General features: G+C 49.8%; 23 protein-coding genes, 1 tRNA gene and 1 pseudogene. 18 read left to right on the top strand and 7 right to left on the bottom strand.

What is annotated here, in order from left to right; all coding sequences use genetic code 11:
• Window position 1: 1 nt before the first annotated feature.
• The 3 genes from LQV63_RS16795 to LQV63_RS16785 all read left to right on the top strand — a co-directional run bounded on the left by LQV63_RS16795 (window position 2) and on the right by LQV63_RS16785 (window position 2,679).
• Window positions 2-754: a pseudouridine synthase gene (locus tag LQV63_RS16795; protein WP_233697596.1), complete on the top strand. Its 753-nt coding sequence runs from the start codon at window positions 2-4 to the stop codon at window positions 752-754.
• Window positions 755-790: 36 nt separating this feature from the next.
• A complete protein-coding gene (locus LQV63_RS16790; protein ID WP_233697595.1) occupies window positions 791-1,591 on the top strand; it encodes a Cof-type HAD-IIB family hydrolase in 801 nt (266 codons plus the stop codon).
• 314 nt (window positions 1,592-1,905) lie between these two features.
• The gene (locus tag LQV63_RS16785) at window positions 1,906-2,679 is read left to right on the top strand and encodes a hypothetical protein (protein ID WP_233697594.1); all 774 of its coding nucleotides are present in this window, start codon (window positions 1,906-1,908) and stop codon (window positions 2,677-2,679) included.
• 124 nt (window positions 2,680-2,803) lie between these two features.
• Here the strand turns inward: LQV63_RS16785 and LQV63_RS16780 are convergent, their stop codons facing one another.
• On the bottom strand, window positions 2,804-4,261 hold the full coding sequence (locus tag LQV63_RS16780) for an RsmB/NOP family class I SAM-dependent RNA methyltransferase (RefSeq protein WP_233697593.1): 1,458 nt from the start codon (window positions 4,259-4,261) through the stop codon (window positions 2,804-2,806).
• A 716-nt stretch (window positions 4,262-4,977) separates the two neighbouring features.
• On the opposite strand from LQV63_RS16780, the gene LQV63_RS16775 reads away from it, so the two are divergent.
• Together LQV63_RS16775 and LQV63_RS16770 are read left to right on the top strand one after the other, a co-directional pair.
• A complete protein-coding gene (locus tag LQV63_RS16775; protein WP_233697592.1) occupies window positions 4,978-5,907 on the top strand; it encodes an ABC transporter ATP-binding protein in 930 nt (309 codons plus the stop codon).
• The gene (locus LQV63_RS16770) at window positions 5,904-6,662 is read left to right on the top strand and encodes an ABC transporter permease (RefSeq protein ID WP_233697591.1); all 759 of its coding nucleotides are present in this window, start codon (window positions 5,904-5,906) and stop codon (window positions 6,660-6,662) included. Before LQV63_RS16775 ends, LQV63_RS16770 begins: the two co-directional genes overlap by 4 nt.
• A 400-nt stretch (window positions 6,663-7,062) precedes the next feature.
• Here the strand turns inward: LQV63_RS16770 and LQV63_RS16765 are convergent, their stop codons facing one another.
• Entirely contained in the window at window positions 7,063-8,238 is a 1,176-nt protein-coding gene (locus tag LQV63_RS16765) for a GGDEF domain-containing protein (protein ID WP_233697590.1), read from the bottom strand.
• Between the two features lie 101 nt (window positions 8,239-8,339).
• On the opposite strand from LQV63_RS16765, the gene LQV63_RS16760 reads away from it, so the two are divergent.
• The 3 genes from LQV63_RS16760 (at window position 8,340) to LQV63_RS16750 (ending at window position 14,492) form a co-directional block, all read left to right on the top strand.
• The gene (locus LQV63_RS16760) at window positions 8,340-9,476 is read left to right on the top strand and encodes a glycosyltransferase family 4 protein (RefSeq protein ID WP_233697589.1); all 1,137 of its coding nucleotides are present in this window, start codon (window positions 8,340-8,342) and stop codon (window positions 9,474-9,476) included.
• Between the two features lie 169 nt (window positions 9,477-9,645).
• A complete protein-coding gene (locus LQV63_RS16755) occupies window positions 9,646-11,010 on the top strand; it encodes a metallophosphoesterase family protein (protein ID WP_233697588.1) in 1,365 nt (454 codons plus the stop codon).
• Window positions 11,007-14,492, top strand: coding sequence for an AAA family ATPase (locus LQV63_RS16750; RefSeq protein ID WP_233697587.1), 3,486 nt, complete (start codon window positions 11,007-11,009; stop codon window positions 14,490-14,492). Before LQV63_RS16755 ends, LQV63_RS16750 begins: the two co-directional genes overlap by 4 nt.
• An 85-nt stretch (window positions 14,493-14,577) precedes the next feature.
• Here the strand turns inward: LQV63_RS16750 and LQV63_RS16745 are convergent, their stop codons facing one another.
• Window positions 14,578-15,708, bottom strand: coding sequence for a YkvI family membrane protein (locus LQV63_RS16745; protein WP_019424329.1), 1,131 nt, complete (start codon window positions 15,706-15,708; stop codon window positions 14,578-14,580).
• Window positions 15,709-15,835: 127 nt separating this feature from the next.
• On the opposite strand from LQV63_RS16745, the gene LQV63_RS16740 reads away from it, so the two are divergent.
• Complete coding sequence (locus tag LQV63_RS16740; protein ID WP_019424330.1) at window positions 15,836-16,450, top strand: DedA family protein; 615 nt, start codon at window positions 15,836-15,838, stop codon at window positions 16,448-16,450.
• A 40-nt stretch (window positions 16,451-16,490) separates the two neighbouring features.
• On the opposite strand, the gene LQV63_RS16735 is transcribed toward LQV63_RS16740, so the two are convergent.
• On the bottom strand, window positions 16,491-17,132 hold the full coding sequence (locus tag LQV63_RS16735) for a DNA uptake lipoprotein (RefSeq protein ID WP_233697586.1): 642 nt from the start codon (window positions 17,130-17,132) through the stop codon (window positions 16,491-16,493).
• Window positions 17,133-17,390: 258 nt separating this feature from the next.
• Between LQV63_RS16735 and LQV63_RS16730 the strand changes: the two genes are divergently transcribed.
• The 5 genes and pseudogenes from LQV63_RS16730 (at window position 17,391) to LQV63_RS16710 (ending at window position 19,066) form a co-directional block, all read left to right on the top strand.
• A complete protein-coding gene (locus LQV63_RS16730; protein WP_019424332.1) occupies window positions 17,391-17,714 on the top strand; it encodes a hypothetical protein in 324 nt (107 codons plus the stop codon).
• An 89-nt stretch (window positions 17,715-17,803) separates the two neighbouring features.
• The gene (locus LQV63_RS16725) at window positions 17,804-18,043 is read left to right on the top strand and encodes a hypothetical protein (RefSeq protein WP_019424333.1); all 240 of its coding nucleotides are present in this window, start codon (window positions 17,804-17,806) and stop codon (window positions 18,041-18,043) included.
• 103 nt (window positions 18,044-18,146) lie between these two features.
• On the top strand, window positions 18,147-18,491 hold the full coding sequence (locus tag LQV63_RS16720; protein WP_233697585.1) for a carboxymuconolactone decarboxylase family protein: 345 nt from the start codon (window positions 18,147-18,149) through the stop codon (window positions 18,489-18,491).
• A gap of 168 nt (window positions 18,492-18,659) precedes the next feature.
• A tRNA-Leu gene (locus LQV63_RS16715) sits at window positions 18,660-18,746 on the top strand.
• Window positions 18,747-18,792: 46 nt separating this feature from the next.
• A pseudogene (locus LQV63_RS16710) lies at window positions 18,793-19,066 on the top strand (DUF4183 domain-containing protein).
• A gap of 150 nt (window positions 19,067-19,216) precedes the next feature.
• On the opposite strand, the gene LQV63_RS16705 reads toward LQV63_RS16710, so the two are convergent.
• The 3 genes from LQV63_RS16705 to LQV63_RS31460 form a co-directional block, all read right to left on the bottom strand.
• Entirely contained in the window at window positions 19,217-19,657 is a 441-nt protein-coding gene (locus tag LQV63_RS16705) for a DUF3888 domain-containing protein (RefSeq protein ID WP_233697584.1), read from the bottom strand.
• Window positions 19,658-20,243: 586 nt separating this feature from the next.
• Complete coding sequence (locus tag LQV63_RS31465; RefSeq protein WP_325175896.1) at window positions 20,244-20,480, bottom strand: hypothetical protein; 237 nt, start codon at window positions 20,478-20,480, stop codon at window positions 20,244-20,246.
• A 91-nt stretch (window positions 20,481-20,571) separates the two neighbouring features.
• The gene (locus LQV63_RS31460) at window positions 20,572-20,700 is read right to left on the bottom strand and encodes a solute carrier family 23 protein (RefSeq protein WP_325175893.1); all 129 of its coding nucleotides are present in this window, start codon (window positions 20,698-20,700) and stop codon (window positions 20,572-20,574) included.
• 207 nt (window positions 20,701-20,907) lie between these two features.
• Here LQV63_RS31460 and LQV63_RS16695 point away from each other — a divergent pair, with 207 nt between their 5' ends.
• From LQV63_RS16695 to LQV63_RS32085, 4 genes are all read left to right on the top strand, one after another.
• On the top strand, window positions 20,908-21,267 hold the full coding sequence (locus tag LQV63_RS16695; RefSeq protein WP_267934086.1) for a DUF6220 domain-containing protein: 360 nt from the start codon (window positions 20,908-20,910) through the stop codon (window positions 21,265-21,267).
• 1,073 nt (window positions 21,268-22,340) lie between these two features.
• On the top strand, window positions 22,341-23,192 hold the full coding sequence (locus LQV63_RS16690; protein ID WP_233697583.1) for a CPBP family intramembrane glutamic endopeptidase: 852 nt from the start codon (window positions 22,341-22,343) through the stop codon (window positions 23,190-23,192).
• A gap of 17 nt (window positions 23,193-23,209) precedes the next feature.
• Window positions 23,210-23,818, top strand: a complete 609-nt coding sequence (locus LQV63_RS16685; protein ID WP_233697582.1) for a TetR/AcrR family transcriptional regulator — start codon at window positions 23,210-23,212, stop codon at window positions 23,816-23,818.
• 278 nt (window positions 23,819-24,096) lie between these two features.
• The gene (locus LQV63_RS32085) at window positions 24,097-24,249 is read left to right on the top strand and encodes an SDR family oxidoreductase (protein WP_407672933.1); all 153 of its coding nucleotides are present in this window, start codon (window positions 24,097-24,099) and stop codon (window positions 24,247-24,249) included.
• The last annotated feature ends 297 nt before the right edge of the window (window positions 24,250-24,546 follow it).

The following is a 24,546-nucleotide window of genomic DNA, read 5'->3' as shown; positions in this document are numbered from 1 at the left end:
AATGGCGAAAAAAATGCGCTTGGATAAGCTGTTGGGACATATGGGGTGCGGTTCGCGCTCAGAGATTAAAAAATGGGCCAAAGGCGGCTTGATTGTTGTCAATGGCCGGGTGGTGAAGGATAGCGGATTGCAGGTGGACCCGGAGCATGACGAAATATTATTGGACGGAGAGCGGATCCAATATCGTGAACATATTTACGTCATGATGCACAAGCCTCAGGGCGTCATCTCTGCGACGGAGGATGTGAGGGAGCAGACGGTGGTTGATTTGCTGCCAGAGGATATTCGCCACTTCGAGCCGTTTCCGGTAGGGCGGCTCGATAAAGATACCGAAGGCTTGCTGCTGTTGACGAATGACGGCAAGCTGGCGCATGAGCTGTTGTCACCGAAGAAGCATGTGCCGAAGACGTATTTTTCTATCGTAGAGGGTGAGGTTGGCGATGATGATGTCGAAGCATTCCGCGATGGGGTAACCCTTGATGACGGATATGAGACCCAACCTGCGGCCTTGACGATCCTTCGGCATGAGCAAGAAGAACATCGCATCTATTCACATATCGAATTAACGATTACCGAAGGGAAGTTCCATCAAGTGAAGCGCATGTTCGAGGCAGTCGGCAAGCGGGTGACCTACTTGAAGCGTCTCTCGATGGGGACGCTCAAGCTAGACGCCGCGCTGCCCCTGGGACAATGGCGGGAATGCTCAGAGGACGAAATCGACCAGCTTCGGCAAGGAAAATCAATAGAAAAATAACCTTGAAAAGGTTATGAAATGAGAGGAGTGCACCATATGAAATATCGTATCGTCGCCTTAGACATGGATGGGACTTTGCTGTATGACGACCATTCGCTGTCTGCTAAAAATGCGGACACGATTCGCGAGGTCGCGTCTCAAGGAATTGAAATCGTGCTTTGTACGGGACGCAGTCCGATAAGCACATTACCTTATTTAGATGAATTGGGTCTGGAAGGGATTGTAATTACGCATAACGGTGCAGCTACGGTCGCATCCAATGGACGACGTGTGCTCCATCGTTTTGAAATCCCGCCCATGGGGCTTGAACCGTACATTCAATACTGCCGTGAGAACGACGTTCACTTCGATATTAATACCGCGTTCGATCTATATGTGGACAAGCTGGAAGGGTTATCCCCGGAAATGCATGATGTCTACGGTCAGTTTCTTATCGAGCCGAAGCAGTTCCCGGGGTGGGAGGGGCTCACAGACGAGCCGCTCAAGCTGACGATGAGCGGGATGAAGGATCAGATGGATCAGGTCGAGGAGGAGCTCAAGCTGTGGAAGCATGAGCACAACTTCATCCGTTCGGGCGATTTCTTCATTGACATCATGCATCGCGATGCGACCAAGGGCAGCGCGTTGCGGGAGTTAGCCGATAGGCGCGGCATCCCGCGTGAACAGGTGCTGGCGATCGGCAACTACTTCAATGACATGACGATGATTCAATTCGCTGGCATGGGCGTTGCCATGGACAATTCACCATTGGAAGTGAAGGCAGCTGCGCAAGATGTGACCTTGTCCAACAACGAAGACGGTGTGCATGAGGCGCTTCGCAAACATTGTTTGTCGTAACATGAATTTTCATCTATGCATGTCCGCAATGGCATCACAAAAGGCTGGGGAAACCATTTCCCCGGCCTGCGTGGTGTCGTTTTTTGTTTATTGCGCGCGAAACGATGACCAGAAAAATGAACCGAAGCAGGGCACGTGGTTCCGTGCAATTGGAGGATGCGGCGGAACATACGTCATTCGGTATACTGTATACTATGCTATCGGTTAGTTCGCGTATGGACGATTGCCCTCACCTATGATTTTGGACGCATGTTCCATCATTGCAGCGGGAATCCTAATGCCAAACTCTTGATGTAGAAGAGGGTAACGTCAGGATGGAGGTATGGATGATGGCAGAGGTTCAACTGCGGCCGGATTTCAGAACGATGAGCGGAGAAGCGATAGACGTTCTGTGGCAAGGCACCTATGTCGGTGTATTATCGTTATTATATCGTGAACAAGAACGGCTGCAAGGGTCATTTATCATTGATGCGCAAGCATGTCAAGACGAGTCGCTTGTTATTGTGGAGCAAAACATTGAGCGGTATGTCCGTCATGTGGCCGAAGCATTGGGAGCGGCTGATTTCGAAGTCGTGTTCGTGCTAGGGCAAGTGCGGCGGATCGTGGCGGGTGACGAAGAAAAAGGTGAATACGAGGACGAAGCGGGCACTTATGAAATGGAGTATGAACAATATGAAATGGAGCCGACAGCCTTAGTCATAACTTCTTCTGCCTGTTGTACAACATCGGATGAGACGCTTGGCGACCGTTCTGACATCGTCGCGCAGCCTAAGCGCTTGATCGGAGAAGCGAATGCTCACATTCATGTCGTGCTAGCTCGTGACGACGGGAATGCGCTTCTGTATGATCTGTACAGCGATGCAAGCGGATCGTTGCCGATCGGTGCCGCGACCGTCAGTACCGATGGGGAACAGTTGGCTGGCTACATCGATTTTCGCGTGCCAGGTACTTGTGCCGAGCGTGAAGTAATCGCAAAAGCGCTCGTCAAGCAGCTAGCTGAGGAGCAAAGCTTTGATGTGCTCCATCTGACGATGATGTTCCGTAATGAGATTATCGACGAACTGTTGATGTATTGCCATTCGTCTTAAGAAACGAACCGTTAGCCTTGCAGAAACAAAGCTTCGTATGGAGCATCGTGTCTGCAAGGATAGCGGTTTTTTAGTATTAATACGTGTTATACTACGTGCTCAATAGGCGGCTCTTTGAACAACTCTATAAGGAACGAAGCCCTTTGGGGTAATGATTCTTCAACATGCCATCGGACGCTTTGCCCCAGCCCAACGGTAATCCGTCGACGGTAACGAGCATCCAGCCCTTAGTCCGGACAGACTCGGAATCTGATGACAATGCAATCGATTCTCCTCTGAGAAAGGCGCGAATCCGCGTATCATCTGCTGTCGCTTGCAACGTATGTGCTGCTTGTCCACCCGTAATGCACGCCAGTGCCAAGGCGTGCGCGGGTTCAATCCGATTCTTCCGCATATGGGCGAGATGGAGACCGGCACGTGGCACGCGCAATCGGTCTAATGCCGCTCCGTTGTCCAGGAAGACGGACGCAGCAGCATTGCCTTGCGGCAGCCAGTACAGCTCTTCGCCGAACAGCAGCGGCGTCCCTGGAGGAAGGGAGAAGTCAGGAAGATGGTCCCCTGCCCATGCTTCGAACTGTCTGAACGAGTTGTTAACATCTGCTGTTCGGGATGTCCCGCGCTCCGAATGGCCCGAGCTGGAGCGTCGACCTGTTGACTTGGCAGAAGCTCGGATTGAGTTCGAGACAGCGTGCTGTTCAAGCACGTCTTCTAATCCATCGGACGTCTTCTGAAATACGGCCACGAAATGCCCCTCCCCCTCTGCAAGGTGCGGCCAAATCCGTTCTGTTCTTACAAGCTGGAATTCGGGATAAGCGGCAAGCCATTTCTCTACGATGTCTTCGTTCTCCCTGCGATTGAACGTACAGGTGGAATAAGCGATCGTGCCTCCCGCCTTGAGCATGGTGACTGCTGCTTGAATAATGTCCCATTGCCGCGCAGCGCAGGCTTCCACATGGAGAGGGGACCATTCCTCTATGGCACTAGGGTCTTTGCGGAACATCCCTTCTCCGGAACACGGGGCATCGAGCATAATTCGATCGAAGGCCAATGGAAATCTGGCTGCTAGCGAGTGCGGATCCGCTTGTGTGACGATAGCGTTGGCAATGCCCATGCGCTCGATATTTTCGGCGAGAATCTTCGCACGCTGCGGATGGATCTCGTTCGCGACGAGTACGCCTTCCCCCCGCATGCGGCCGGCGATCTGCGTCGATTTCCCTCCTGGGGCGGCTGCCAGGTCCAAAATGAATTCCCCTGGCTGCGGATCCAGCAGCGCCACCGCAGACATGGCGGACGGTTCTTGGATATAATACAAGCCAGCGGCATGATATGGGTGCTTGCCTGGACGCGAATGTTCATCATAATAAAAGCCTTCTTCGCACCAAGGTACGGACCGCAATTGGAATTGCTGCGTTGTGAGTTCGCGCGCAGCGGCATGGTGCTCCCATTTGACAGAATTCACCCTTAAGCCGAAAGCCCTCTGCGCGTCATAGCTGTGCAAAAATGCGTCGGCTTCTTGGCCGAGCAACTGCTCCATTTGCTGGATATAGTGCTGCGGCAGTTGGGGTAATGGTGATGGTGACATCGTACAACTCCTTGTATAGTAGAATGTGCAAAAAGGAATTAAAAATAAAATTGCCTTATTATTTTACCGGACAAAAAGATACTCATGCAACGGAAATTGAAATGTAAAAGGGATTCTGCCTCTCAAGGGGGCGACACTTCTTGGTTGATACAGGGATCGGTCGCTTAGTTTTTGTTCCCTTCTCCAGTGCGATCGAGATAATCCAGCTTACTCACTCGACTTAAGTCTAATAATAGACTAAACCCAAGACGGTTATCTGGAATAATATACCTCACTGTAATTAGGACATTATGATTTAGGAGGCCGATGCAGCATGAACGAATAGTCCGCTACTTGCTTTCATAGCCCCCTTACTTTTTTGGTCATGAGCGCAGAATTAAAATGTGAAATATATTAGTTTCAATTGAAAAAAACCAATTCTTTGTTGAGCATAAAAAGTTAATGCAACGCTGCTGAAAAGAGATGAAAGAAATGCTGAACACTTGTCGAAGGGCACTCCTTAGGTGACAATAATGTAAGTCGAAAATACGAAACGTTGTTTCAGGTCGTTACGTATGGAATAAATGGCAGAGTAAGCTTTGCGGTTAACGAAACGCATGGAAACAATCTGACAGGGGTAAACAGATAAAAAGTGCGTGTTCATAAAGGGGCTTTTTGAACAATCTCTAAAAGTGATGAAATGATGAAGGTTTAATTTGAAAGGAGTGAAGTGCTTGATGAACGATGTCGTGGTGGAACTAAAGAATGTCACGAAAAAAATAAAAGGCAAGACGATTATCGATGATTTGTCGTTCAGCGTTCGCCGCGGGGAAGTATACGGATTTCTCGGTCCGAACGGAGCCGGCAAAACAACAACGATTCGGATGATCGTAGGACTGATGTCGATGACGAACGGTGATATCGTCATCGAAGGTCATAACATTCGGACCAATCGCGCGAAGGCAATGGCGAATGTTGGCGCTATCGTCGAAAATCCGGAGCTGTATAAATTTATGACCGGACGGAAAAATCTTATCCATTTCGCGCGCATGAGCGGCAAGGCGATTCGGGAAGAACGGATTCAAGAAATTGTGAAGCTCGTTGACTTGGAGAATGCGCTGGATAAAAAGGTGAAAAATTATTCGCTGGGGATGCGTCAGCGTCTAGGCGTCGCTCAGGCTCTGCTGCATAATCCATCTATTCTTATATTGGACGAGCCTACGAACGGGCTTGATCCTGCGGGAATTCGCGAACTCCGTGATTACTTGCGCCATCTTGCGAAGAAAGAGAACATTTCGATTCTCGTATCTAGCCATTTGTTGTCTGAAATCGAGCTTATGTGTGATCGAGTTCTCATTATCCAGAATGGAAAATTCATTGGCGAGCGTGCAATGGATCCGAATGCGGACGGTGCTGCATCTGTACCGAAGGCCATTCATTTCGATGTGAGTGAGCCAGACAAAGCGCTTGCTGCGCTTGCATCCACTACATGGTCAGCTTCGCTAGGAGAAGGCGGGGCGCTCACCGTTGAACTATTGAGAGAAGATATTCCGAAGGTGGTAGAACATCTTGTGCAGCATGGAGTCGCTATATATGAGGTGCGTACGGTTGCTCCGACTCTGGAGGACACGTTCTTGTCCATGACGAAAGGAGGCCGTATCGAATGAGATATTTCGTATCCCTTGTGCAAAATGAATGGATGAAAGTGAACAGTAAACGGCAGGTCCCTTACTATTACGCGTTCATCACCGTCATTTCCTTGCTGTTAGCCGTTGTAATGCGCTTTTTTATTTTTAAAGATCAGCCCTATTCATTCATCTCCTTTACAAGCGACGTCCATTTCGTGTCAAGTGCGCTAACGAGCATCTTTATTATGGTGGTGTCGGCTCAGATTATAACGGATGAGTACAAAGACGGAACCATTAAGCAAATCCTGATTCGCCCAGCGAGCCGGACGATGGTGCTAATGTCGAAGCTCGTCAATATATTTCTTATTTTGCTAGTGGTCTACATGGTTACCTTGTTTATTGGATTGACGTTAGGAGCCATCTTCTTTAATATCATCCCGGCCGACGTCAAGCTGATGCAGATTGTAAGCGATATGGCGCTCAGCCTTCCGAACGTGCTGTTCTATGCGCTGGTTGCCTTTACGACTGCGGTTCTGACGCACAGCTTAGGATTGTCGATTACGATACCTATTATTTTGAAATGGGTCCTTGGTTCGTCCATCGTTTTCCTATCAAGCAAGAGCTGGTACAAGTTCCTTATCTTCCCGAACCTGGACTGGAAGCCGTATTTTACGGGCGATACGCTGCCATTTAAGGGCGCTTCGTTTGGCTACAGCATCACCATCTATGCGATCTATATGATTGTGCTGCTTGGCATTTCGATAGTTGTATTTAAGAAGAGAGACGTGCAATAAGCGGCTTTCATAAATGGTGAGGCAGGGGCTATTCCTGCTTCACTATTTTTCGTTTTGCCGGGGTTTCACTTTCTTGAGTAAATGATGGACAAGCTCTGCCTCTGGATCAATCTATCATCCGCCCAGACGGAGAGCGCACAGCCTGCCTCGCTAATGCAGCTTTTCACGTGCCTGCTGCTTGTAACGCATGCAGAGCAACTCAACTTTCTTCCGGAAGCAAGCACCATTGGAAAATGTACAGCAGAATGTACGATTTGGGCGGCCCAACGGCATGCAGACTGTAATTTGTACAGTGGATCTGGCTGCTTTTCAGCTATATACTCCCCGCCCTTCAGCAAAGAAAACGGGGACTGTCCTACAGGTTATTCAACCTTTTGGGACAACCCCCTTTGTTGTATGGTCAACGTTTAGCCCGAGATCGGGGAGCGTAAGAGGCGCTGTATACGGATTGGAAAGCGGTCACCCGATTTTTGCCGTTCGTCTTGGAATAATACATTGCCTGATCGGCCTCGCGGATCAAATCCTCGGCCGTCATATGTTTGCGGAGATTGCTGATGCCGATGCTGATCGTGACACTAGTCTCGGTCTCTACGCGCTGACGTATCTTCTCGGCAATCTGATCCGTGCGTGCATTCCGATGCAGAATGAGCCCGATCAATTCTTCGCCGCCGAACCGTCCGGTAATGCCGTAATCGTCAATTTCTTCGCGCATGATGAGGGAGGTCTGCTTCAATATTTCATCGGCCTGGTCGTGACCAAACGTATCGTTTACCTTCTTGAAATTATCGATATCACAGAAAATGAACGAAATTTTGTATTCATTTCGAATGTATTGGCGCATAACCTTCAATACGTACCTGCGATTGAATAGCCCAGTTAGACCATCAGTGATGGACGTCCGGTATGTCGAGTGCAGCAGTTCCACCACGCGCTCGAACAGAATAAAGAACAGAAGCGTGTAATAGATAAGCGGCAGCAGGCGTTCCAAGATAAGAATGAAAGCATTTGAGCTTTCAAACCATGTGGCATTGACAGTTACGAGCAGAAGCATGGCAAAGTGCGCCGCCAAGCTGCATACGTATTTGACTTGTTGGCCGATGCGCGGGGCAATCACCGTATAGCAATAGATGGTAATGATCATATGATAAACGATGAGCGGCAACGCATGAAAGAATGGTGACACCGAGTGGGATGTCAGCAGATGTGATAATACGGCTATTGCTGGAATGCAGAGCAACAGAAAGCCGAATTGCAACCGCGAGCCTCGGGTGGAGCGTTTGTACATCCGCAGAATGGACATATTTACAAACACAAAAGAAAACGCTTGCAATGCGGTTCTCCCTACGAATATTTCATGGGAATCCTGCTGCAGCCAAGATACATTCACTAAATCAAGCGATCGTTCCGCAGCCATGATCACAAAAGAGGTCATCAGTAAAATATAAGTATTGGAACGCTGGCGGGAATAAAGACGAATTGCCATTAGAAACATGATGAAAATGATATAGAGCATGCAGGCTGACGTCATTTCTACAACCTGACTTACTTCTGAAAAGGGGATTGCAGCTTGAATCATATTGAGTTACTCCGTAGTTTAGGTTCTTTACTGAAACATATGTTCTAATATATCATAAACGTTAGGTGGCGAAAAGCGCGAACATAAAGGAGGCGCAAGACATGAACATATTACAAGCCTTATTTTTCCCGCCTGAACAACCGGGAGGCGTGTCTTCCATGGTTCCTTATATATTGGATCGGTTTCAAACGCCGAATTGGGAAATGGAATTGTTCTCACTGCCGAAGCGCATTCGGGGAAAAGGACAAGAGGATGTCCGGTTTATGACGTTCGATTGGACGCAGTACGAAGCAAGTCCAACCGTGCAAAAATATATGCAAACGTATAAAGATTACGTATGGTGGTGTAAGCTCCGGTTATCGAAATCGTACGACCTGATACATGCCCATCACCCGATAGCGGGACTGGTCATGAAGCAGCTATATCCCGATACGCCTGTTATCATGACGCTGCATTCCAGCTTCGAGCGGGAGTTGATTCTGAACGGAAAGATTGAAGCAGGCGGGTTGGAGCACCGCTTCTTGACCTCGCTATATCGTGAGTTGGAAGAATGCGTGGATCAGATGATGACCGTATCGAAGTCGTTCCTTGACTACGTCTCGCCTTATGTCAGCCATCCCGAACGTATTGGCGTGCTGCCGAACGGGTTCGATGAGAAGCGATTCAAGCCGATTGCGCATGATAACACCGTTCCGCAGCTTATTGTTGTATGCCGGCTCGTACCTGCCAAAGGGCTGGATGTGCTGCTGCATGCGTGCGCCGAACTGAAGCGGAGAGGTCATGCCTATGTGCTGCATATTATAGGTGACGGGCCGATTCGAGAAGAGCTGGAACACTTGGCGCAGGAATTGTGCATATACGAGGAGACAATCTTCTATGGTTATATGCTGCATCCGGAGGAATTCATGCCGTTCTCCGATATTTTTGTGCTGCCTTCGCGTGCGGAGGCGTTCGGTTCTGTGTTCGCAGAAGCAGCGTTGTGCTGGTTGGCGCTCGTGGGCACGAACGTGGGCGGCATTGCCGAACAGATCGATGACGGCGTGAACGGGCTGCTTGTGCCGCCGGATGATCCGATAGCGCTAAGCAATGCGTTGGAGCGGGTCATGACGGACGGCTCGTTCCGTTATGAGCTGGCGCGGGCCGCCTGGGCGAAAGCGAAGCAGACCTATTCTCTATCGCGCATCGTTAATGAACTGAAGTGCATGTATGTAAGTTACAGACCGGAACAGCACGATTAAGACTGCGCAGCCGGCGCTAATGATGCGCTGGCTATGCTTGCAGGTTAATGCTGTACAAGCGCTGTAAAGGCTGTAGTGCTGGTAATCCTGGCTATGCTGTGCAAGCTATGGGCTGCGCGATGAAGCAGCAAGAGTTCGGGACGGGATAATAGCGACAGGAGGTGGAGCGTTGAATTCCTTTCGGTTTATTCATGCGGCGGATTTGCATGTGGACAGCCCGTTTCGCGGACTGACGCAGCTGCCGGAGGCGCTGAAGGATATGGTGCTGCAATCGACCTTTGCCGCCTGGGAGCGGCTGGTGGAGCTGGCGATACAGGCTGATATCGATTTCGTGGTTATCAGCGGTGACTTATACGATGGCAAAGACCGATCCTTAAAGGCGCAATGGCGACTGCAGCGCGGTATGGAAAGGCTAAGCGCACACGGAATACCGGTGTATCTCATTCACGGCAATCATGATCCGCTGCATGAAGATGTGCGCTGGAATTGGCCTGAAGGCGTCGTTGTATTCGAAGCGGATAAGCCCCGTACGGTCATTGCCTGCCGTAGAGACGGGGAGCCGGCAGCGGTCATCAGCGGCATGTCCTATCGAGATTCAGCGGTGTATGACAATTTGGCATCCATGTATCCGGATGTGCCCGAACAGGCAGCAGAGGCGGAGCAATCGGTTGGCAGGGAAGGCGGCTTCTCTCGCTCATCACACAGATCTCCAGACGGCAGGCTATATCGTATCGGGCTTCTGCATGCTACTGTAGACGGGCGGGCAGGGCATGATCCGTATGCTCCCTGCTCCAAACGGGAGTTAATCGAGAAGGGATACGACTATTGGGCGCTTGGTCACATTCATTTGCGCGAGGTGCTGAATGAATATCCGTTTATCGTCTATCCGGGCAATACTCAAGGAAGACATGTGAAGGAGACAGGGCCCAAAGGCGCTTATGTAGTCGATGTGGACGCTCACGGACATGCATCCTTGCAATTCAGGGCATTGGATAGCGTGCGTTGGCGCAATGAGCAGCTTGAGGTAACCGATCTGCCTGACTTGCAGTCTATCATGGAGCTGCTTGATGTCAAGATGAATGAATGGCGCCAGGAGGCAGAAGAGCGGCTGACGCTGGTTCGCCTCACGCTCACGGGCAGAACGGCGCTATACTCCGAGCTTCAGCGGACGTTGCTCGTGCAGCAGTGGATCGAGTCATGGAATCAGCAAGAGCTGGAACGGCTGGAGCGCTTTGGCGAAACGGACATTGTATGGCCTGTCGGCATTCGCTCAGAATGCAGTCCGGATATGGATGTGGACGCATGGCGTGCGTCGGACAGCTTCCCAGGCGACCTTGTCCGTCTGGCGGATGAGAGCCTGCGCGATGCGGCGAAGCGGGATGACCTGCTCGAGGAAGCGCTGGGCGCTTTCCGGCAGCAGCCGCGCTTGCAGCAATGGCTTGCCGCGCAGCCAGACGACATCCGGAACGACTGGCTGCGCGAAGCGATGCTGCTGTCATTGGAATGGCTGCAAAGCGAGGTGAAGGATGCATGAAAATCATCAAGCTGCATCTTATCGGCTTCGGTGAAATGAAAGATGCTGTCTTTACGCTGGCAGATGCATCAACTTCGCAGGCGGTGACGCTCATTGCTGGCCCGAATGAAGCGGGGAAGAGCACGATTACCGCCTTCATTCGCGGGATGCTGTATGGCTTTCCGAAGCGTAGGAGCGGGAGTGCCCGGTATGAACCGGCCCATGGAGGCGCCTATGGCGGCCGGATGATCGTCCAAGATGCCGAAGGCTCTGAATGGACGATTGAACGCTTAGAACGGAACGGCTCGATGCAGACAGCGATACATAAACGTGACGCGAATGGGCAAGTCCAGTTGATGAATCAGCATCAGCTAGAGGCTGAGCTTGCCGGCGGACTTAACGGCGATTTGTTCTGCCGCCTGTTCGCCATCACGCTGGATGAGCTGCACGAGCTTCAGACGCTGCAGGGCGAGGACGTCGGGGCCTTCTTGTATGACACGGGGCTGAACGGCGGACGCGGCGTTGCAGATGCGGAGCGTTGGCTGCAGCAGGAGCTCGAGCAGCTGTACAAGCCGCGCGGGCGGACACAGGAGATCGTCCACACGCTGCAGGCGATCGAACAGGCGGAGCGATCGCGCCGCGCCGGGATGAAGCATGCAGCCCGGGTGGATGAGCTCGTGCAGCAGCTGGAGGCAGCGGGAGTGGAGCTGGAGGCCAGCGTCCATGAGCGCGGGCAGCTTCGCGAACGGCTGGCCTTGACCGAGCGCGCCGCGAGCGTCAGCGGAACATGGCTGCGCTACGTGGCCGCCAAGCAGGAGCTGGAGGGCCTGCCGGATGTATCGGCATGGCCGCCGGATGGTGGCGCGCGCTGGCAGGCCGCCGAGCTGCGGCTCGCGGAAGCCGAGCTTGCGCGGAAGCGGGCGGAGGAGAAGCTGCGCCTGATGGAGCAGCGGCTCGCGGCGAAGCGCCCGCACACGGCGTTGCTGCAGCTGGCGCCGGAAGCGAGGCGGCTGGCGCAGCTGGCGGATACGGTTCAGCATTGGCGTGAATCCGTCAGCGAAGCCGAAGCCGAAGCGAGCCTGGCCGAAGCCGAGCTGTGGCGCCTCGCGCGGCAGAGCGACCCGGCCTGGACGCCGGAGCAGCTGCTTGCCTGTGGCGCGTCGTCCGCCCTCGTCGAGCGCGTGCAGGCCGAGCTCGCGACAGCGGACGCGCTGCGTATCGCGAAGGCGCAAGCCGAAGACGCCGCGGCGAGGGCGGCTCGTGAAGCCGCTGCGGCAGAGGCGGAGCGGCAGGAAGCGCATACGGCGCTGGAGCGCTGCGAAGCGGCGGGGGTCAATGGGACGGGCTTCGCCCCTCCGGCGGCCCGCGTCGAAGAAATCAAGCGCAGGGAGCAGGCGCTGCAGGATGCGCTGCATGCATGGCGGTCGTCTGAAGCATCGCGCGGGAAGGCGAACGTTGCTGCAGACTCTGCTCCCTTACCGTCTCAGCGGCATTCACGTACACGGTCGTCGCGAATAGGCGGGAAGTCGGGAGCCGCCTATCTGTTCGGTGTGCTGGCTTTGGCAGCTGCTATCGGATTAGGCGCTCTGGCAGGTCAGTGGCTTGCAGCCGGAGCGGTGGCATTCGTCGGCATCGCTGGCGTGGCAGCTATGGCGTACTTATCGTCTGGCCGGAGCAGCGCAGATGGACGGAATAATGAACAAGTGACAGTGGCTGATTATTACGCTGCTGACGGTGCAGAGCATCAAGCGTCCGTGCAGGTCGAGTCGCTTACTGAGCTGATGCAGCCGCTTATGCCGGCGTCTACACTCCATATGGGCAGCGGCCGGATGGCATCGAGAGCAGGGCACTCCAGAGAAGGCAGAGGAAGTGTCCACGTAGGACAGTCTCTGCGAGGGCAATCGGGCTTGGAAGCGAAGCTCCCTGCTCTACGCGCGGCGCTCGCGGCGCTGGACGAATGGGCTCATGAGCGTTCACTTCTGCTGGAACGTATGCGCTTGACGACAGAAGCACTGGCCGTCGCTGAACGCCGGGCGCGGACGGCAGCTCTGGAAGCGGAAGCAGCGGCGGAGAAGGAAGCAGAGCGTGTCGCCGGATGGCAAGCGTGGCTGTACATGTCGGGTCTTCCGGCGGGGTTGAGTCCTGCTGGCGTTCTGGAGCATTTCCGGCGCGCTGAGCAGGCAGCTGAAATGAAGCGGCAATCGGACCGGCTGTATGCGCGACATGAGCGCCTCTGCGGGCAAATTGAATCGTTCGAGCAGGATTGCCGGCGCTTGTTCCAGCAAGCGCAGCAGATGGCAGCAGTCAATTCAGTAAATATAGGCAAGACAGAGACGGAAGAAGATCCTCGAGGGAAGACAACGGTTCTCAATCCAGAGGTAGCTGCAGCAGCGGAACAAGAGTCATTCGATAACGAAAGTGAACCTGCCACAGCAATGGTTTCCCCACCGCCTGCTCTTAGTGGTTCTTTGAATACCGATTCGGACAACCCGATGTTTATGGGCTCTGTGCTGGGCGGTCTCTATCGTCTCGTGGAACGAATCGAGCAGGAAGAGAACATGCTGCGGGAATATGATCATCTTGAGCAGCAGCGGGTAACGTTGCTGGAGGAACGGGATGAGAAGGCGGTTGAGCTTGAACATGTTGACCAAGCGAAGCAGAAGCTGCTTGAGGAAGCGCAGGTTAGAGACGACGGGCAGTTCAAGCAAAGAACGGCAGATTTCGAACGGAAGATAGAGCTTGAACAGCGGATCCGGGAAATGGATGCCATTTTGTACCGCGGCGGTGAACGCAGTTCTTTCGCGGCAATGGACGAGCTCTTGAAGCAATATGATACACGCGAGCTGGAGCAACGCTGTTCTGAACAGCAATTGCAGGTTGATGAACTGGATCGCCGTATTCGCGAGGGAGAAGAACGTCGAGGTCGCTTAAGACAAGAGTATGAGCGTCTGAAGACGGAGGTCGAGGGGGCCGCATATCGTCAGGAAGCGGCCGTGCATGAGGCGAAGCTGGATGAACAAGCATCCCGCTATGCGGTGTTGTCTCTCGCCAAGACATTGATTCAGCGTACGCGGCATCTGTACGAGGAGGAGAAGCAGCCGCTCGTATTGCAGCGGGCTGGCTTCTATATGGAGCGGCTGACGGCAGGCCGTTATGCGCGTGTGGTCGCGCCTCTCGGAACGAAGCGCATCGCTCTAGAACGCAAGGATGGGGAGCTTGTCTGGAGCTCGGAGCTCAGCCGAGGTACGGCGGAGCAGTTATATTTAGCGATGCGTTGTGCATTGGCCGAAGCAATGTCCCACAAGGTTGCCATTCCGTTGATATTGGATGATATTCTGGTCAATTTCGACCGTGAACGGCTCAGATCGGCTGTGCAGGCACTTGCTGCTTTATCCGTTACCCATCAAGTTATCATGACGACTTGTCATCCGCATATCGCAGATATATTTCGTGAGGCGATTCCCGATGTCAAGTTGGTCGAGCTGGAACGAAGGAGCTTGTGACGCTAGGCAGGCACATATAAGGAATTGCTCGTATTTGCTTATTTATGGCTTGTTATAAGATGCGTAATGCCGAGTCATAACGGTATTACGCTTTTTTTCTGTCCGCCCGGGATGGATTGGGCTGCAGCGGTGTCATGGCATGGGATGTGCCATTCGGTGCGGGCTTGTTATCCGCAGGCAAGTTAGGCGGATTGGATGTACGCATAAGCAAGTATAGCCAGACTAAGCTGAACATGCCGAATAATGGATACAAGAATGACATCAACGATCGGAAGCCGAATTGGCTGACGACATAGCAGAAGAGCATAATACAGAAAATGATCAGATTTTTATTGGCCCGGGTACGTTGGTGAAGCTGCAGTGTCACGCCATACACGTCAGATACGAGGGTCGTAAAGATTTCTGAGAAAATAAGCAGAATATAAATAAGCTGTATCGTTAAGCCTAGACCCGATGCAATTTGTCCCATCGGTATATCGAACTGAGTAATTCCCGGCATCTGGGCAGAGAGCGCGAAGTGACCTGCCAGCAGCATCAGTCCAATGATGATGCCTCCAATGATGCCGCCCATCCGTATGACGCTTTTGCTCGGCATAGTGGCGCCCAAAGGGACTAGCACGGCTTGAGCCATAGCCAAATTGAAGGCGCCGTATAAAAAAGGAGCAGTCCAAGCGGCATAGAAAGGCTTATCCGTTGAAATCGTTAGCAGTTGACCGGCGTTGGGCATTTGCAGCGTATGGATCATGATGAGCGTCGTGAAGACAAGCATCGTCGGTACGACGAAGGAATTTAACTTGATGATGGCATTCATTCCCCGGCTGATAACCAAGAAAGAAGCAAAGAGCGTCAGCAATAGTCCGGTCTGGTAATTCATATTCAAATGTTCGACGAAGACTGAGCCAGCGCCAGCAAGCATGACACTGTTCACGCAAATGATGACGACCATCGTAAATAGACTGATGGATCCGCCCAGCCGTTCTCCAAACAACAGCTTATTCACGTCTTCATAAGACTTCGCTTGAATGTGATGGGACAAGACCATCAGCTTGGTGCCCAGCCAGACGAACAGCATGGTGGCAAGTCCTATCGTCAGCGGCGCCCACCAACCGTATACGGTGAAAAATTGCAAAATTTCTTGGCCAGTGGCAAATCCAGCGCCGACAACGGTCCCTGTGTACGTAAACGCAATTTGTAATACTCGCAGCATATTTTTCAATGAAATGCCGCCTCCTAACTTGCATGGCTTGTACGCATTAATACAAGGTATGATGGAGAAAGGTCGGACATGACTATCATTGTTATGGTAATATAGGAAGAGTTATCAAGTGAAAGGGAGGCTTGCGATGAGCGGAATTATGTGGGCGCTATCCCATTATGGCTACATTGCATTGTTTTTCTTACTGGCGCTGGGAATCGTCGGCATCCCTATACCTGATGAAACGCTAATGGTGTTTGTGGGGAGTCTTACGGTAGACGGGCCATTTCGATTCATGCCTGCCTTCATCGTCTGTCTGGCAGGGAGCTTGAGCGGAATGTTCATCAGTTATCTTGTCGGACGCAAGGTTGGCAAGCCGCTCTTAGACCGCTACGGTAAGACATTCAAGTTAACTCCGGCACGGGTGGAACGAACGGAACGCTGGTTTCAAAAATACGGCCCCTGGGGTATCGTATTCGGTTATTTTGTTCCGGGGTTGCGCCATCTGACGTGTTATATGGCGGGAATGTCCCGATTGAACTGGTCGACTTACTTTATTGCTGCCGGCACGGGCGCATTGATTTGGGTAGCAACGTTTCTTACCTTGGGGCATATGGTCGGCAACCACTGGCAGTCGGCTGTGCGTTGGCTGCACGCCAAAGGCACCCCGTTTTTATTTGGCTTTATCGTGTTCGCTCTTATTACGGGAAGTGCTGTTTATTTGATGATGCGGCGCCGCACGCGGGAAAAAGGAACGCCTTGATTCTTAATCGAATCAAGGCGTTCTGCTTGTATGAATGATGCTATACGTTGTTGTTCGGGAACAGCTTCACGGATTGAATCTTGTTCGTCTTCGGATCCATATCTAATCGAAGCAGGGCGCTCTTTATTTCATAGCTCCATACATAATTAGTGTCATGGTCTGGTTTACCGAGAGTGCGTTCGGCCTGGTCTTCGTTGTCTCCGATTTTCAATCCCTTGATGCCAGTAGATTGGCCTTCTCCTGAGACTTCGACGAATACGACATCACCGCTCTGATGGCATCCGAAAGAGAAACCGCCATATTCGAGTACGTCGATCGGATCAATTTCGTCCATCACGAAGTGGTTATCCGGCTCTCCCCATAAGGTGCGGATATCCTTATCCGTTGATTTCAGAGAGATGCCCTTCAGCTTCGGCTGGGTGCGGTCAAATGTTTGCTCTGCAACTGAACCTTCACCCTCTGATGAATTTTCCTTAGGAGATGCGATAACGGTCTGTTCGTTTTTCTTGTCTTTCTTCTTTGTGGCAGAATGCGAATCCGTTCCATTATGCTTGGCGTAGGAAGGTTCCGTGCTGGTCGGCGGCATGCTTCCTTCTTGTGCCGAACATCCGTACAATAGCAAGGTTATGTTAATTAACAGAATAGCGGCTGTTAGACTTGGTCGAAATAAGGGGCGCTGCATGGTCTGACCTCCTTTACCGCCTCGCGGCGGGCTTAGAACATATTACCCTTTCTTAAATAGCTGAATCAAATAGGCAGACAAGCGTTATGAGGCTAATTAGGACTATTATATCCTAAAGAATGACGTTTTGCTGCTTCTATTATACTTAGACGTGGCTCAGAACCAATTGTTGCAGTTGATTGCAGGAATTGCCCGCTTTTCTCCATTCACCTGTTTGGCATATAATAAAGAATAAGAAGGTGAGAGGGGGCGACGAATATGGTTGATGAACCAACAGCTCGATTTTTGCAAGAAAAATTGACGGAGGCCAAAAACCATTTTGAGCGGGCGCTGGCATGTAAGCATACGGAGTTTGATGATTTGTACCCCTATATGATTGAGCACCCTCAATTTTTCTGGTACAAACGATATGTGGCTTGGTCCGAATTGCTTACGATTGTGAAGCTGTGTGAACAGCTGCAGGTTACTTGGAAGGAGCAGTTCACCACTCAGCAAGTCGAATACATCCATAAGCGCGTCATGTCAGCCAAAGTGTTGGATTATTGGTTTGAGACGAATGATTCGAAGGAACACGTCGGATAAGCCGATATCGTCGAAACGTGCGTAAAGACCTGTCAGCGGTTGTGCTGCAGGTCTTTTTACAACATATGAAGTGATGGAGGTTACAGGGTATGATGGAAGAACAGGTGTTGGACCGTTACCGCCAGGAAGGCACACTGGTGCGTATCGTTCGAGATATGCTAAAAATGAATGATATCATCGGCTGGGTCGTCGCTTGGGATGAAGAACAGGTCATGATTCGCAAACGAAACCGGCGTGTCGTCAAGCTGAGCCGCACATACTCGATTCAGCCATCCAGTGAGCCGCGTTTGGAGCTTGAGCTGTTAGATTCGGAACAAGAAAGCCAGTAGGGATGAAGTACGCTTGGACAGGTTATCCTAGGATACGTAAAGATCGGTCGCTGCGCCTGAGAATGACTCATCATCTCGGGAGACAGCGGAGGAGGTAACGAACATGTCCGAGATGGATAACAAGGTACAAGCTTACAAGAATGAAATATCAGAATTGGAATCTACCCTGCCTGACGTTGTACAAGCCTATCATGTCTTTACTGGCGCTTGCTTCTCTGACGGGGCATTGGATGCGAAGACGAAGCAACTTATCGCCCTCGGCATCGGATTGTTCGCCAACAACGAGGTGTGCACGTTATATCACGTGAACGAGGCTAGGCACAAAGGGGCGGCCGATGCAGAAATTATGGAGGCCGTCGCCGTCGCAGCTGCTCTTGGAGGCGGACATGCGCTCTCTCAAGGAGTTACGCGGGTGCAGCAGGCGCTTAACGGCACCTACTTAACCTAATCGATCGAAAAGAGAACAAAAAATCAAGCGAAGAATCCCCCTGATTATGGTTGGTCCAGGGGGATTTAAAAATATTTTGTGAGAAATGGTTGACGTAGCTTTGTGTACATGGTATTATATTTTTTGTCGCTAAGAAAAAATGATTACAAAATGAAAGTTACTAAATATGCGGTCATGGCGGAATTGGCAGACGCGCTAGATTCAGGTTCTAGTGGGGTAACACCCGTGGAGGTTCGAGTCCTCTTGACCGCACCATAACTCATACATCCCGAAACCCTTGATGCAGAAGGTTTTTTTTTGTATATGGAATAGAACCTGGACTATAATTTATCTGCTCCAACTTCTTATCAGGTTAAGGCGGGGACGGGGGGCCGCATTTACGATTGCAGCCACAGCATTTATAAATGACGCTGGCATGGCTGCAGCGGCATTTCCTGCTTCGCCTGCCTATTACAACCAATGGCGTGCCCCAATTGAGCAGCACTTCAACTGCAACCATAACAACGCTGTCAATCCCGGGGGGCGATGCACTTGACCCTGCTGTCCCAGTTATGGTGGAATTTGTTGTAACCTAATAATATTGCCAACATCGATTGGAATAGGATGTGGCACTTACATTGGCTGCGCTAGAGATAGGCTGACTACTTTAGGGCAGCCTTTTTTTGTTCATAAATGTCTATTGCAAAGCCCTGAATTGCTCCGAGGACTTTTTGCTGTGCTCAAGGTCATTTCATCAGGTGTTGCCAATTAGGCGGGAGCGCATGCGTCTCCAAATGCTCGAACTTAACCAGCTTTCCTGTGCCATGTATCGTCGGAGCCACTTCAAAAGTCAACCGATCCTTGCCTACCGTAATATGGGGTCCGATAGTAGGAGTAACTTCAAGTTCGATCATGAAATGAAATTGTCGAAATCCTCCCAATCTTTTTGCTTGCACCACATCAATCTGATAAGGGTACACGATCGGAGCGGAGGATAACGTTTTTGCATAATAGCCGGCCACTGCCGCATCGATCTTCGGACCGAGAAAGAGCATCAGCATATCTTGGTACAGCAGTATTTTCGAGTCTTCTTGGGGCAAGCCTTGTGTCCCGGCGGCATTAGATTGTGCAGGGAAACTCATGATCATGATAATGAGTAAAGAGACAGCTATGTGGCTTTTTTTCATGTCCATTACCTTCTCAAATAGATGCTTACTTCCTATACTTCCTCTTCGCTCAACATTTCATGTACAGAGGTGTATCGAGATCAGGCGAAAGATTGAATGAACAGGGGTTACAGAGACATCTTTAAATATGAAGCTGTACAAGCAATGAAATTGCCGTGAAAGAGAAACGGATTTCAATTGATATGATTTACGATATTTCGTACTACCGAAAAGCCCCGACAGCCGTCGTCGCTTTGTAATACCCGAGTTCGGCGAATACGTCGACTGCTTTGGCCAAAATCTGTTCTATGCGATCTTGCCGGACTACCATCTTTGTTGTTTATTTATTGGTAAATAAATACTGCCTCCATTATTTCCGAATGTCAACAATTATTTCTTGCTGTCTTTTATTGAGAGCCCGCAGCTTGCATGGCGCATTGCTCCGGTGTTGTCCCCGTTCAGCGCAGCACCCAACATTGAAAAGGGACAAGGCTGACCTGGAAGGGGGCAATTCGCCTTCAAGTCAGCCCTGTTTCGATTGCTTTCGTTTATTTTATAGGGGATGGTTGGAACCGTCCCCCAAATTTAACGGTCTCGCTTCTCAAGATTACCTCCCGCCAGGCAGCACCTTATTCAACACAATCGCCGCAATCGAAGCAGCCAAAATAGGCGAGCCCAACAGATATTGCACGAACGTAGGCAACGGATGCAAGAAATCTTGCGGAATCATCACTAGAGCCAAGGTTATGATCATCGGGATCGCAATGATGTACAGTTCTTTTTCGGCGATTTTTACGTTTTTCATCACTTGCACTCCGTTGATGGCGATGATGCCGCAGAGGATGGTGAAGACGTCGCCGATGACGGCCGTTGGGATCGAAGAGATTAAGGCGGCCCCAGTTTACCCGTGCAGCCAAAGATGACAAAGCATACACCTACGGCAAGGAAGAAGCGGCGGCCGCAATACCTGTAATCGAAATGATGCCTGCATTGATGGAATAACCCGTCACAGGCGTCGAACCGAGCAAAGAAGCGATAAGACAGCTGATACCTTCCCCGATCACACCCCTGTTCAGGTTTTCTATAGGCATGAAAATAAGATACAATACGGTCATAACATTGAATGAGAGGAGGTATTGAAGAGGAGGTTCAAGTCTACACATTAAATGCTTTCTCTTAAGGCCGATGTACACAGCGGATAAAGCGCACATTAAACTGAGAGGGGGTATCCAATCAAGAAACCTAATCATTTTCGTGTTGGATTTGTCGGATTGAGCGGTTTATTTGTCATATGTATTGCAGTACAAGTATTTATAGCCGGGTTGGTGCTCTTTGTAGACTCGTCTAGTTGGCGAGGACATACAACATTCGTACATTTTTTCGAATACTTGCCTGTTTTGATGCTGCTGCTAGCGATCCTCGGACAGCTGTCTAGAAGGGTGCGCTGGCAAAGTCTCAGTTTGCTTGGACTCATTATATTACAGTATGCTACAGCAAAAATTTCCGGTGATTTCCCATCCCTTCGAGTGCTCGGCGCTCTTCACCCGGTAATTGCCTTGATACTGTTCTGGTATTCCACTACTTGTTTCCGTGAAGCCGGCTATCTGGTACTCAAGTCAGGAAAGTCTTAATGGCTTTCGCTTTTTCATTCCCCTCCATACGATCTGCATGAACGCCATCATGTCAAAACCGGAGCGTGCCGCAAAGAGCCGGGCAGTAGTACAACATCGCAATTTCCTCTCTATAAAATTATGTATATGGAAGTTAGAATAGGGGGAAATAAACGCTCCTCAAAGTAAACACATTTTCAAGCTGCCGTTGGCTATGCGGCATCATAGCTCCGATTTTTCGCAGAGACTCCCCCTCATCTGAGCGGGCTTCCCCCAATGCAGTGACGCTGGCCGGGCAGAAGCATCATTATCCCTCTTGCACGTCATGGCGATTCAAACACCACAGGTTGATTTGGATCAGAAAGTTATCGCTCTTGCCAATAAGAACAGGCAGTCTTCGCGTTTTTTCCGTCCGGTCGCTTTCCAATTTCGCGGATGCAATAGGAATGTGCTCGAAAGTATGCATATGATTTTGTCAATGATCAAATAGATAACGTAGATATGGAGCTTTTTGATTTTCCTACAAATTAAATAGGGGTTTTAGCTTGAAAGAACAACCGGAGTAAATAATTTTTTAAAAATAGAAGGAAACCTCGGGTTTGTGGAATAGCGAATTGATCATTCGTGATAAGATTGAAAACGACCAAGAGGATAGCGTAGAGGATGAAGAGGCGAGCGGCCATTTAAAACGGGTTATTCGAGGGTAATCCATCCGATTATGAAATAGTCAGGTGCGAGAAGTCGTGATCACTTTCGCAGTTCAGTACCAGCATTTTACTTGACCGTGGGCATTATCAGCCCTACGGGATTCTATTTTCAATGAGATCAAATCTTCAGATTTGTGGATGTTTTTAGATATAAGGTGGTAGCGAACTTATCTGGTACCAATCTGTTTCCTCTTAGTGGAGGTGGCTCCTTGGTATATCCAACAAAATTAGCTGCTGATCAAGCAAAGGACCGATGGTTTTTTTTCGGCAACCAAGCGATAGCAAGCGTCAAAATCTTTGTTCAATGTTGACAGACATATAATAGATATGTACATTGTAATTACCGACTATATAGTCGGTAATTACAATGAGAGATGGGTGTATGTCATGGAAAAAAAATATGGCCTTCAACCGCCGATACCATTCAGCTTCAAATCTTTAGCAGGGTTCATTGTCATTTTTATTATTTGGCAAGGCGGCACTTTATTGTGGTTCAATCTACTTAATACTTTGATTCCCGCTACTCGCTCAGGATTACCTAGTTTGATCACGCTTTATTTGTCCTTTTTTTTCCTGATTTTCGGAGTCTTCATTATCATCAGGTATTTCTTCAAGATTCCTTTTAGTACATTTTTGTTTGAAGGTAAAAGGCCCGATTTCCGGAAGTTTGTAATTTATTTTTCATGGTATTTTTTTGCACTTATCCTGTATTTACTTGTCGATATAGGCGTGCATCCTCAAGCTTTTACGCTTCATTTTGATCCGCTCCCGTGGTTAGGTGTACTCATTGTTACCGCTCCTTTGATTTTGCTTCAAAGTGCTGCTGAAGAGATTTTGTTCAGAGGCTATATGTACCGTATGTTCAGATCATTAAGAGGCGGTGTATTCTGGTCCATCTCCGTCACTTCCCTAACCTTTGCCCTGATCCATGGTTTTAACCCCGAAATGCTAAGCTACGGGATTTTTGGACCGTTGTATTACCTGCTGGGGGCATTCTTTCTGGGAATCGTTGCTTACCACACCAATGGTCTGGCTGCTCCCATCGGGATCCATTTTGCCACGAACATTTTTAATACATCCATTTGGGGATATGGATCATCGACGTTGGAAAACATGGGGCTGCAAAATATTGTATACCGCCACACGCTAGATATGCCGTTTGCATTCTTTGTGATTTTTGCTATCGTTATCTCATATGGTGCTTTTCAATTTTTCAAGCATAAAAGGAACCGTTCATAAGGTTCCGGGAGGAGCTTATGACCAGAAGGCGATTGCCAGCAGAAGAAGCAAAAACGATTATTTTAAACCATGCCAAGTTATTATTTATTGAAAAAGGTTATGATCGAGCTACAATGGACGACTTATGTGCATCGACACAGATGAGTAAAGGCAATTTGTATCATCATTTTAAAAATAAAGAAGTGCTCTTTCTCCAATTGCTTACCCAGCATGCTGAACAAATGTCACAAAAGTGGCTTCGTTCGATTGAGCAATCCACGTCTCCCAGCGAACAGTTGCTTGAAATGGCTGATTTATTCGGAAGAGATTGTGAAAGTCCATTAATCCAAGCACTCGAAGAGTATGCCAGAACACTTTCTAGCGAATCCGAATCATTGGCTACATTGAGAGAGATCACAGAAGTAGCCTATTGTGCAATAAGACAAGTGCTGCAAACAGGGATCGACCAAGGCGTTTTTATTAATGAAGATATCGAAACGTTGAGTTTTGGTGTGATGTCCACATTGGCTGGAGCAACGCAGCTTTGCCTAACGATGCCAAATTTAAGCGGGGACGAATATGCAGCCCTGCATGTCAATGCGATCAAGTTGCTTTTAAAGGGAATTTCGATTGATGACCCCAACTGAAAAAAGAGAACATACTTGCTGGAAAACACTCATTGCTCGGACAATCGATGATCGATAGATGTGCATCACAGGCTTTCTTCACCTAGGCGAACCACTAGGCACTTCCCCCATCGATCCGGGTACAGTTTTTTTAGCAGCCTTCGGCTGTGCCTGGCATCTCATCCGGAGTGGCGTCCTCCGCCACTCTGATCATGATCGGAAAAGAATCTTCCCCATTCGATCATGCCCGGTAATACAATGACTGAACAAATTCAAACATCTCCCGAATACATTGAACCATGCTTCCAGCAATTCCCTTGAAACGATTTGGAACTCCTGAGGAAATGGGACATGCTGCTGCATTTCTTGCCTCGAAGGAGGCTGGTTTCATCACGGGACAAACGATTATTATCGACGGAGGACAGAGTTTGCCTGAATCTTCTCTTGTGTAGTCCTCTCAAAATGTTGGGGTTCATGAGAGACGAAAGTACAAATGTACTTCCAGTCGTGGACCACGATTCTTTTAAAAGATTGTGTGTAAATACAAAGATATGCTTCAGGTTTTTATTTTTATTAATAAAGGGTGAGATTACCTTGGTATAATGTATTACAGAAATTAGCTAAGAAAGCCCTTGCCTTTAGGCTTGGGATGAATTGTCTTACAGTTTTCCATGTTTTTGTTGCAGTCTTGTAATTAAACTAATACAATCGGTGTATGGGACAAGAATATAGAAGAACGACAACAACCG

The sequence above is a fragment of the Paenibacillus profundus genome, assembly GCF_021369635.1.
GTDB lineage: Bacteria > Bacillota > Bacilli > Paenibacillales > Paenibacillaceae > Paenibacillus_B > Paenibacillus_B profundus.
The sequence above is the reverse complement of the archived record's forward strand: the minus strand, read 5'-3'. Positions and strand labels throughout refer to the sequence as shown.

Excerpts from the sequence above, each read along its gene's own strand:
- LQV63_RS16740 (WP_019424330.1), top strand. The coding sequence starts at position 15,836 with ATGAGCGGAATTATGTGGGCGCTATCCCATTATGGCTACATTGCATTG.
- LQV63_RS16760 (WP_233697589.1), top strand. The coding sequence starts at position 8,340 with ATGAACATATTACAAGCCTTATTTTTCCCGCCTGAACAACCGGGAGGC.
- LQV63_RS16725 (WP_019424333.1), top strand. The coding sequence starts at position 17,804 with ATGATGGAAGAACAGGTGTTGGACCGTTACCGCCAGGAAGGCACACTG.
- LQV63_RS16770 (WP_233697591.1), top strand. The coding sequence starts at position 5,904 with ATGAGATATTTCGTATCCCTTGTGCAAAATGAATGGATGAAAGTGAAC.
- LQV63_RS16795 (WP_233697596.1), top strand. The coding sequence starts at position 2 with ATGGCGAAAAAAATGCGCTTGGATAAGCTGTTGGGACATATGGGGTGC.
- LQV63_RS16685 (WP_233697582.1), top strand. The coding sequence starts at position 23,210 with ATGACCAGAAGGCGATTGCCAGCAGAAGAAGCAAAAACGATTATTTTA.
- LQV63_RS16730 (WP_019424332.1), top strand. The coding sequence starts at position 17,391 with ATGGTTGATGAACCAACAGCTCGATTTTTGCAAGAAAAATTGACGGAG.
- LQV63_RS32085 (WP_407672933.1), top strand. The coding sequence starts at position 24,097 with ATGCTTCCAGCAATTCCCTTGAAACGATTTGGAACTCCTGAGGAAATG.
- LQV63_RS16775 (WP_233697592.1), top strand. The coding sequence starts at position 4,978 with ATGAACGATGTCGTGGTGGAACTAAAGAATGTCACGAAAAAAATAAAA.
- LQV63_RS16690 (WP_233697583.1), top strand. The coding sequence starts at position 22,341 with ATGGAAAAAAAATATGGCCTTCAACCGCCGATACCATTCAGCTTCAAA.
- LQV63_RS16780 (WP_233697593.1), bottom strand. The coding sequence starts at position 4,261 with ATGTCACCATCACCATTACCCCAACTGCCGCAGCACTATATCCAGCAA.
- LQV63_RS16765 (WP_233697590.1), bottom strand. The coding sequence starts at position 8,238 with ATGATTCAAGCTGCAATCCCCTTTTCAGAAGTAAGTCAGGTTGTAGAA.
- LQV63_RS16735 (WP_233697586.1), bottom strand. The coding sequence starts at position 17,132 with ATGCAGCGCCCCTTATTTCGACCAAGTCTAACAGCCGCTATTCTGTTA.
- LQV63_RS16785 (WP_233697594.1), top strand. The coding sequence starts at position 1,906 with ATGGAGGTATGGATGATGGCAGAGGTTCAACTGCGGCCGGATTTCAGA.
- LQV63_RS16720 (WP_233697585.1), top strand. The coding sequence starts at position 18,147 with ATGTCCGAGATGGATAACAAGGTACAAGCTTACAAGAATGAAATATCA.
- LQV63_RS16790 (WP_233697595.1), top strand. The coding sequence starts at position 791 with ATGAAATATCGTATCGTCGCCTTAGACATGGATGGGACTTTGCTGTAT.
- LQV63_RS16750 (WP_233697587.1), top strand. The coding sequence starts at position 11,007 with ATGAAAATCATCAAGCTGCATCTTATCGGCTTCGGTGAAATGAAAGAT.
- LQV63_RS16705 (WP_233697584.1), bottom strand. The coding sequence starts at position 19,657 with ATGAAAAAAAGCCACATAGCTGTCTCTTTACTCATTATCATGATCATG.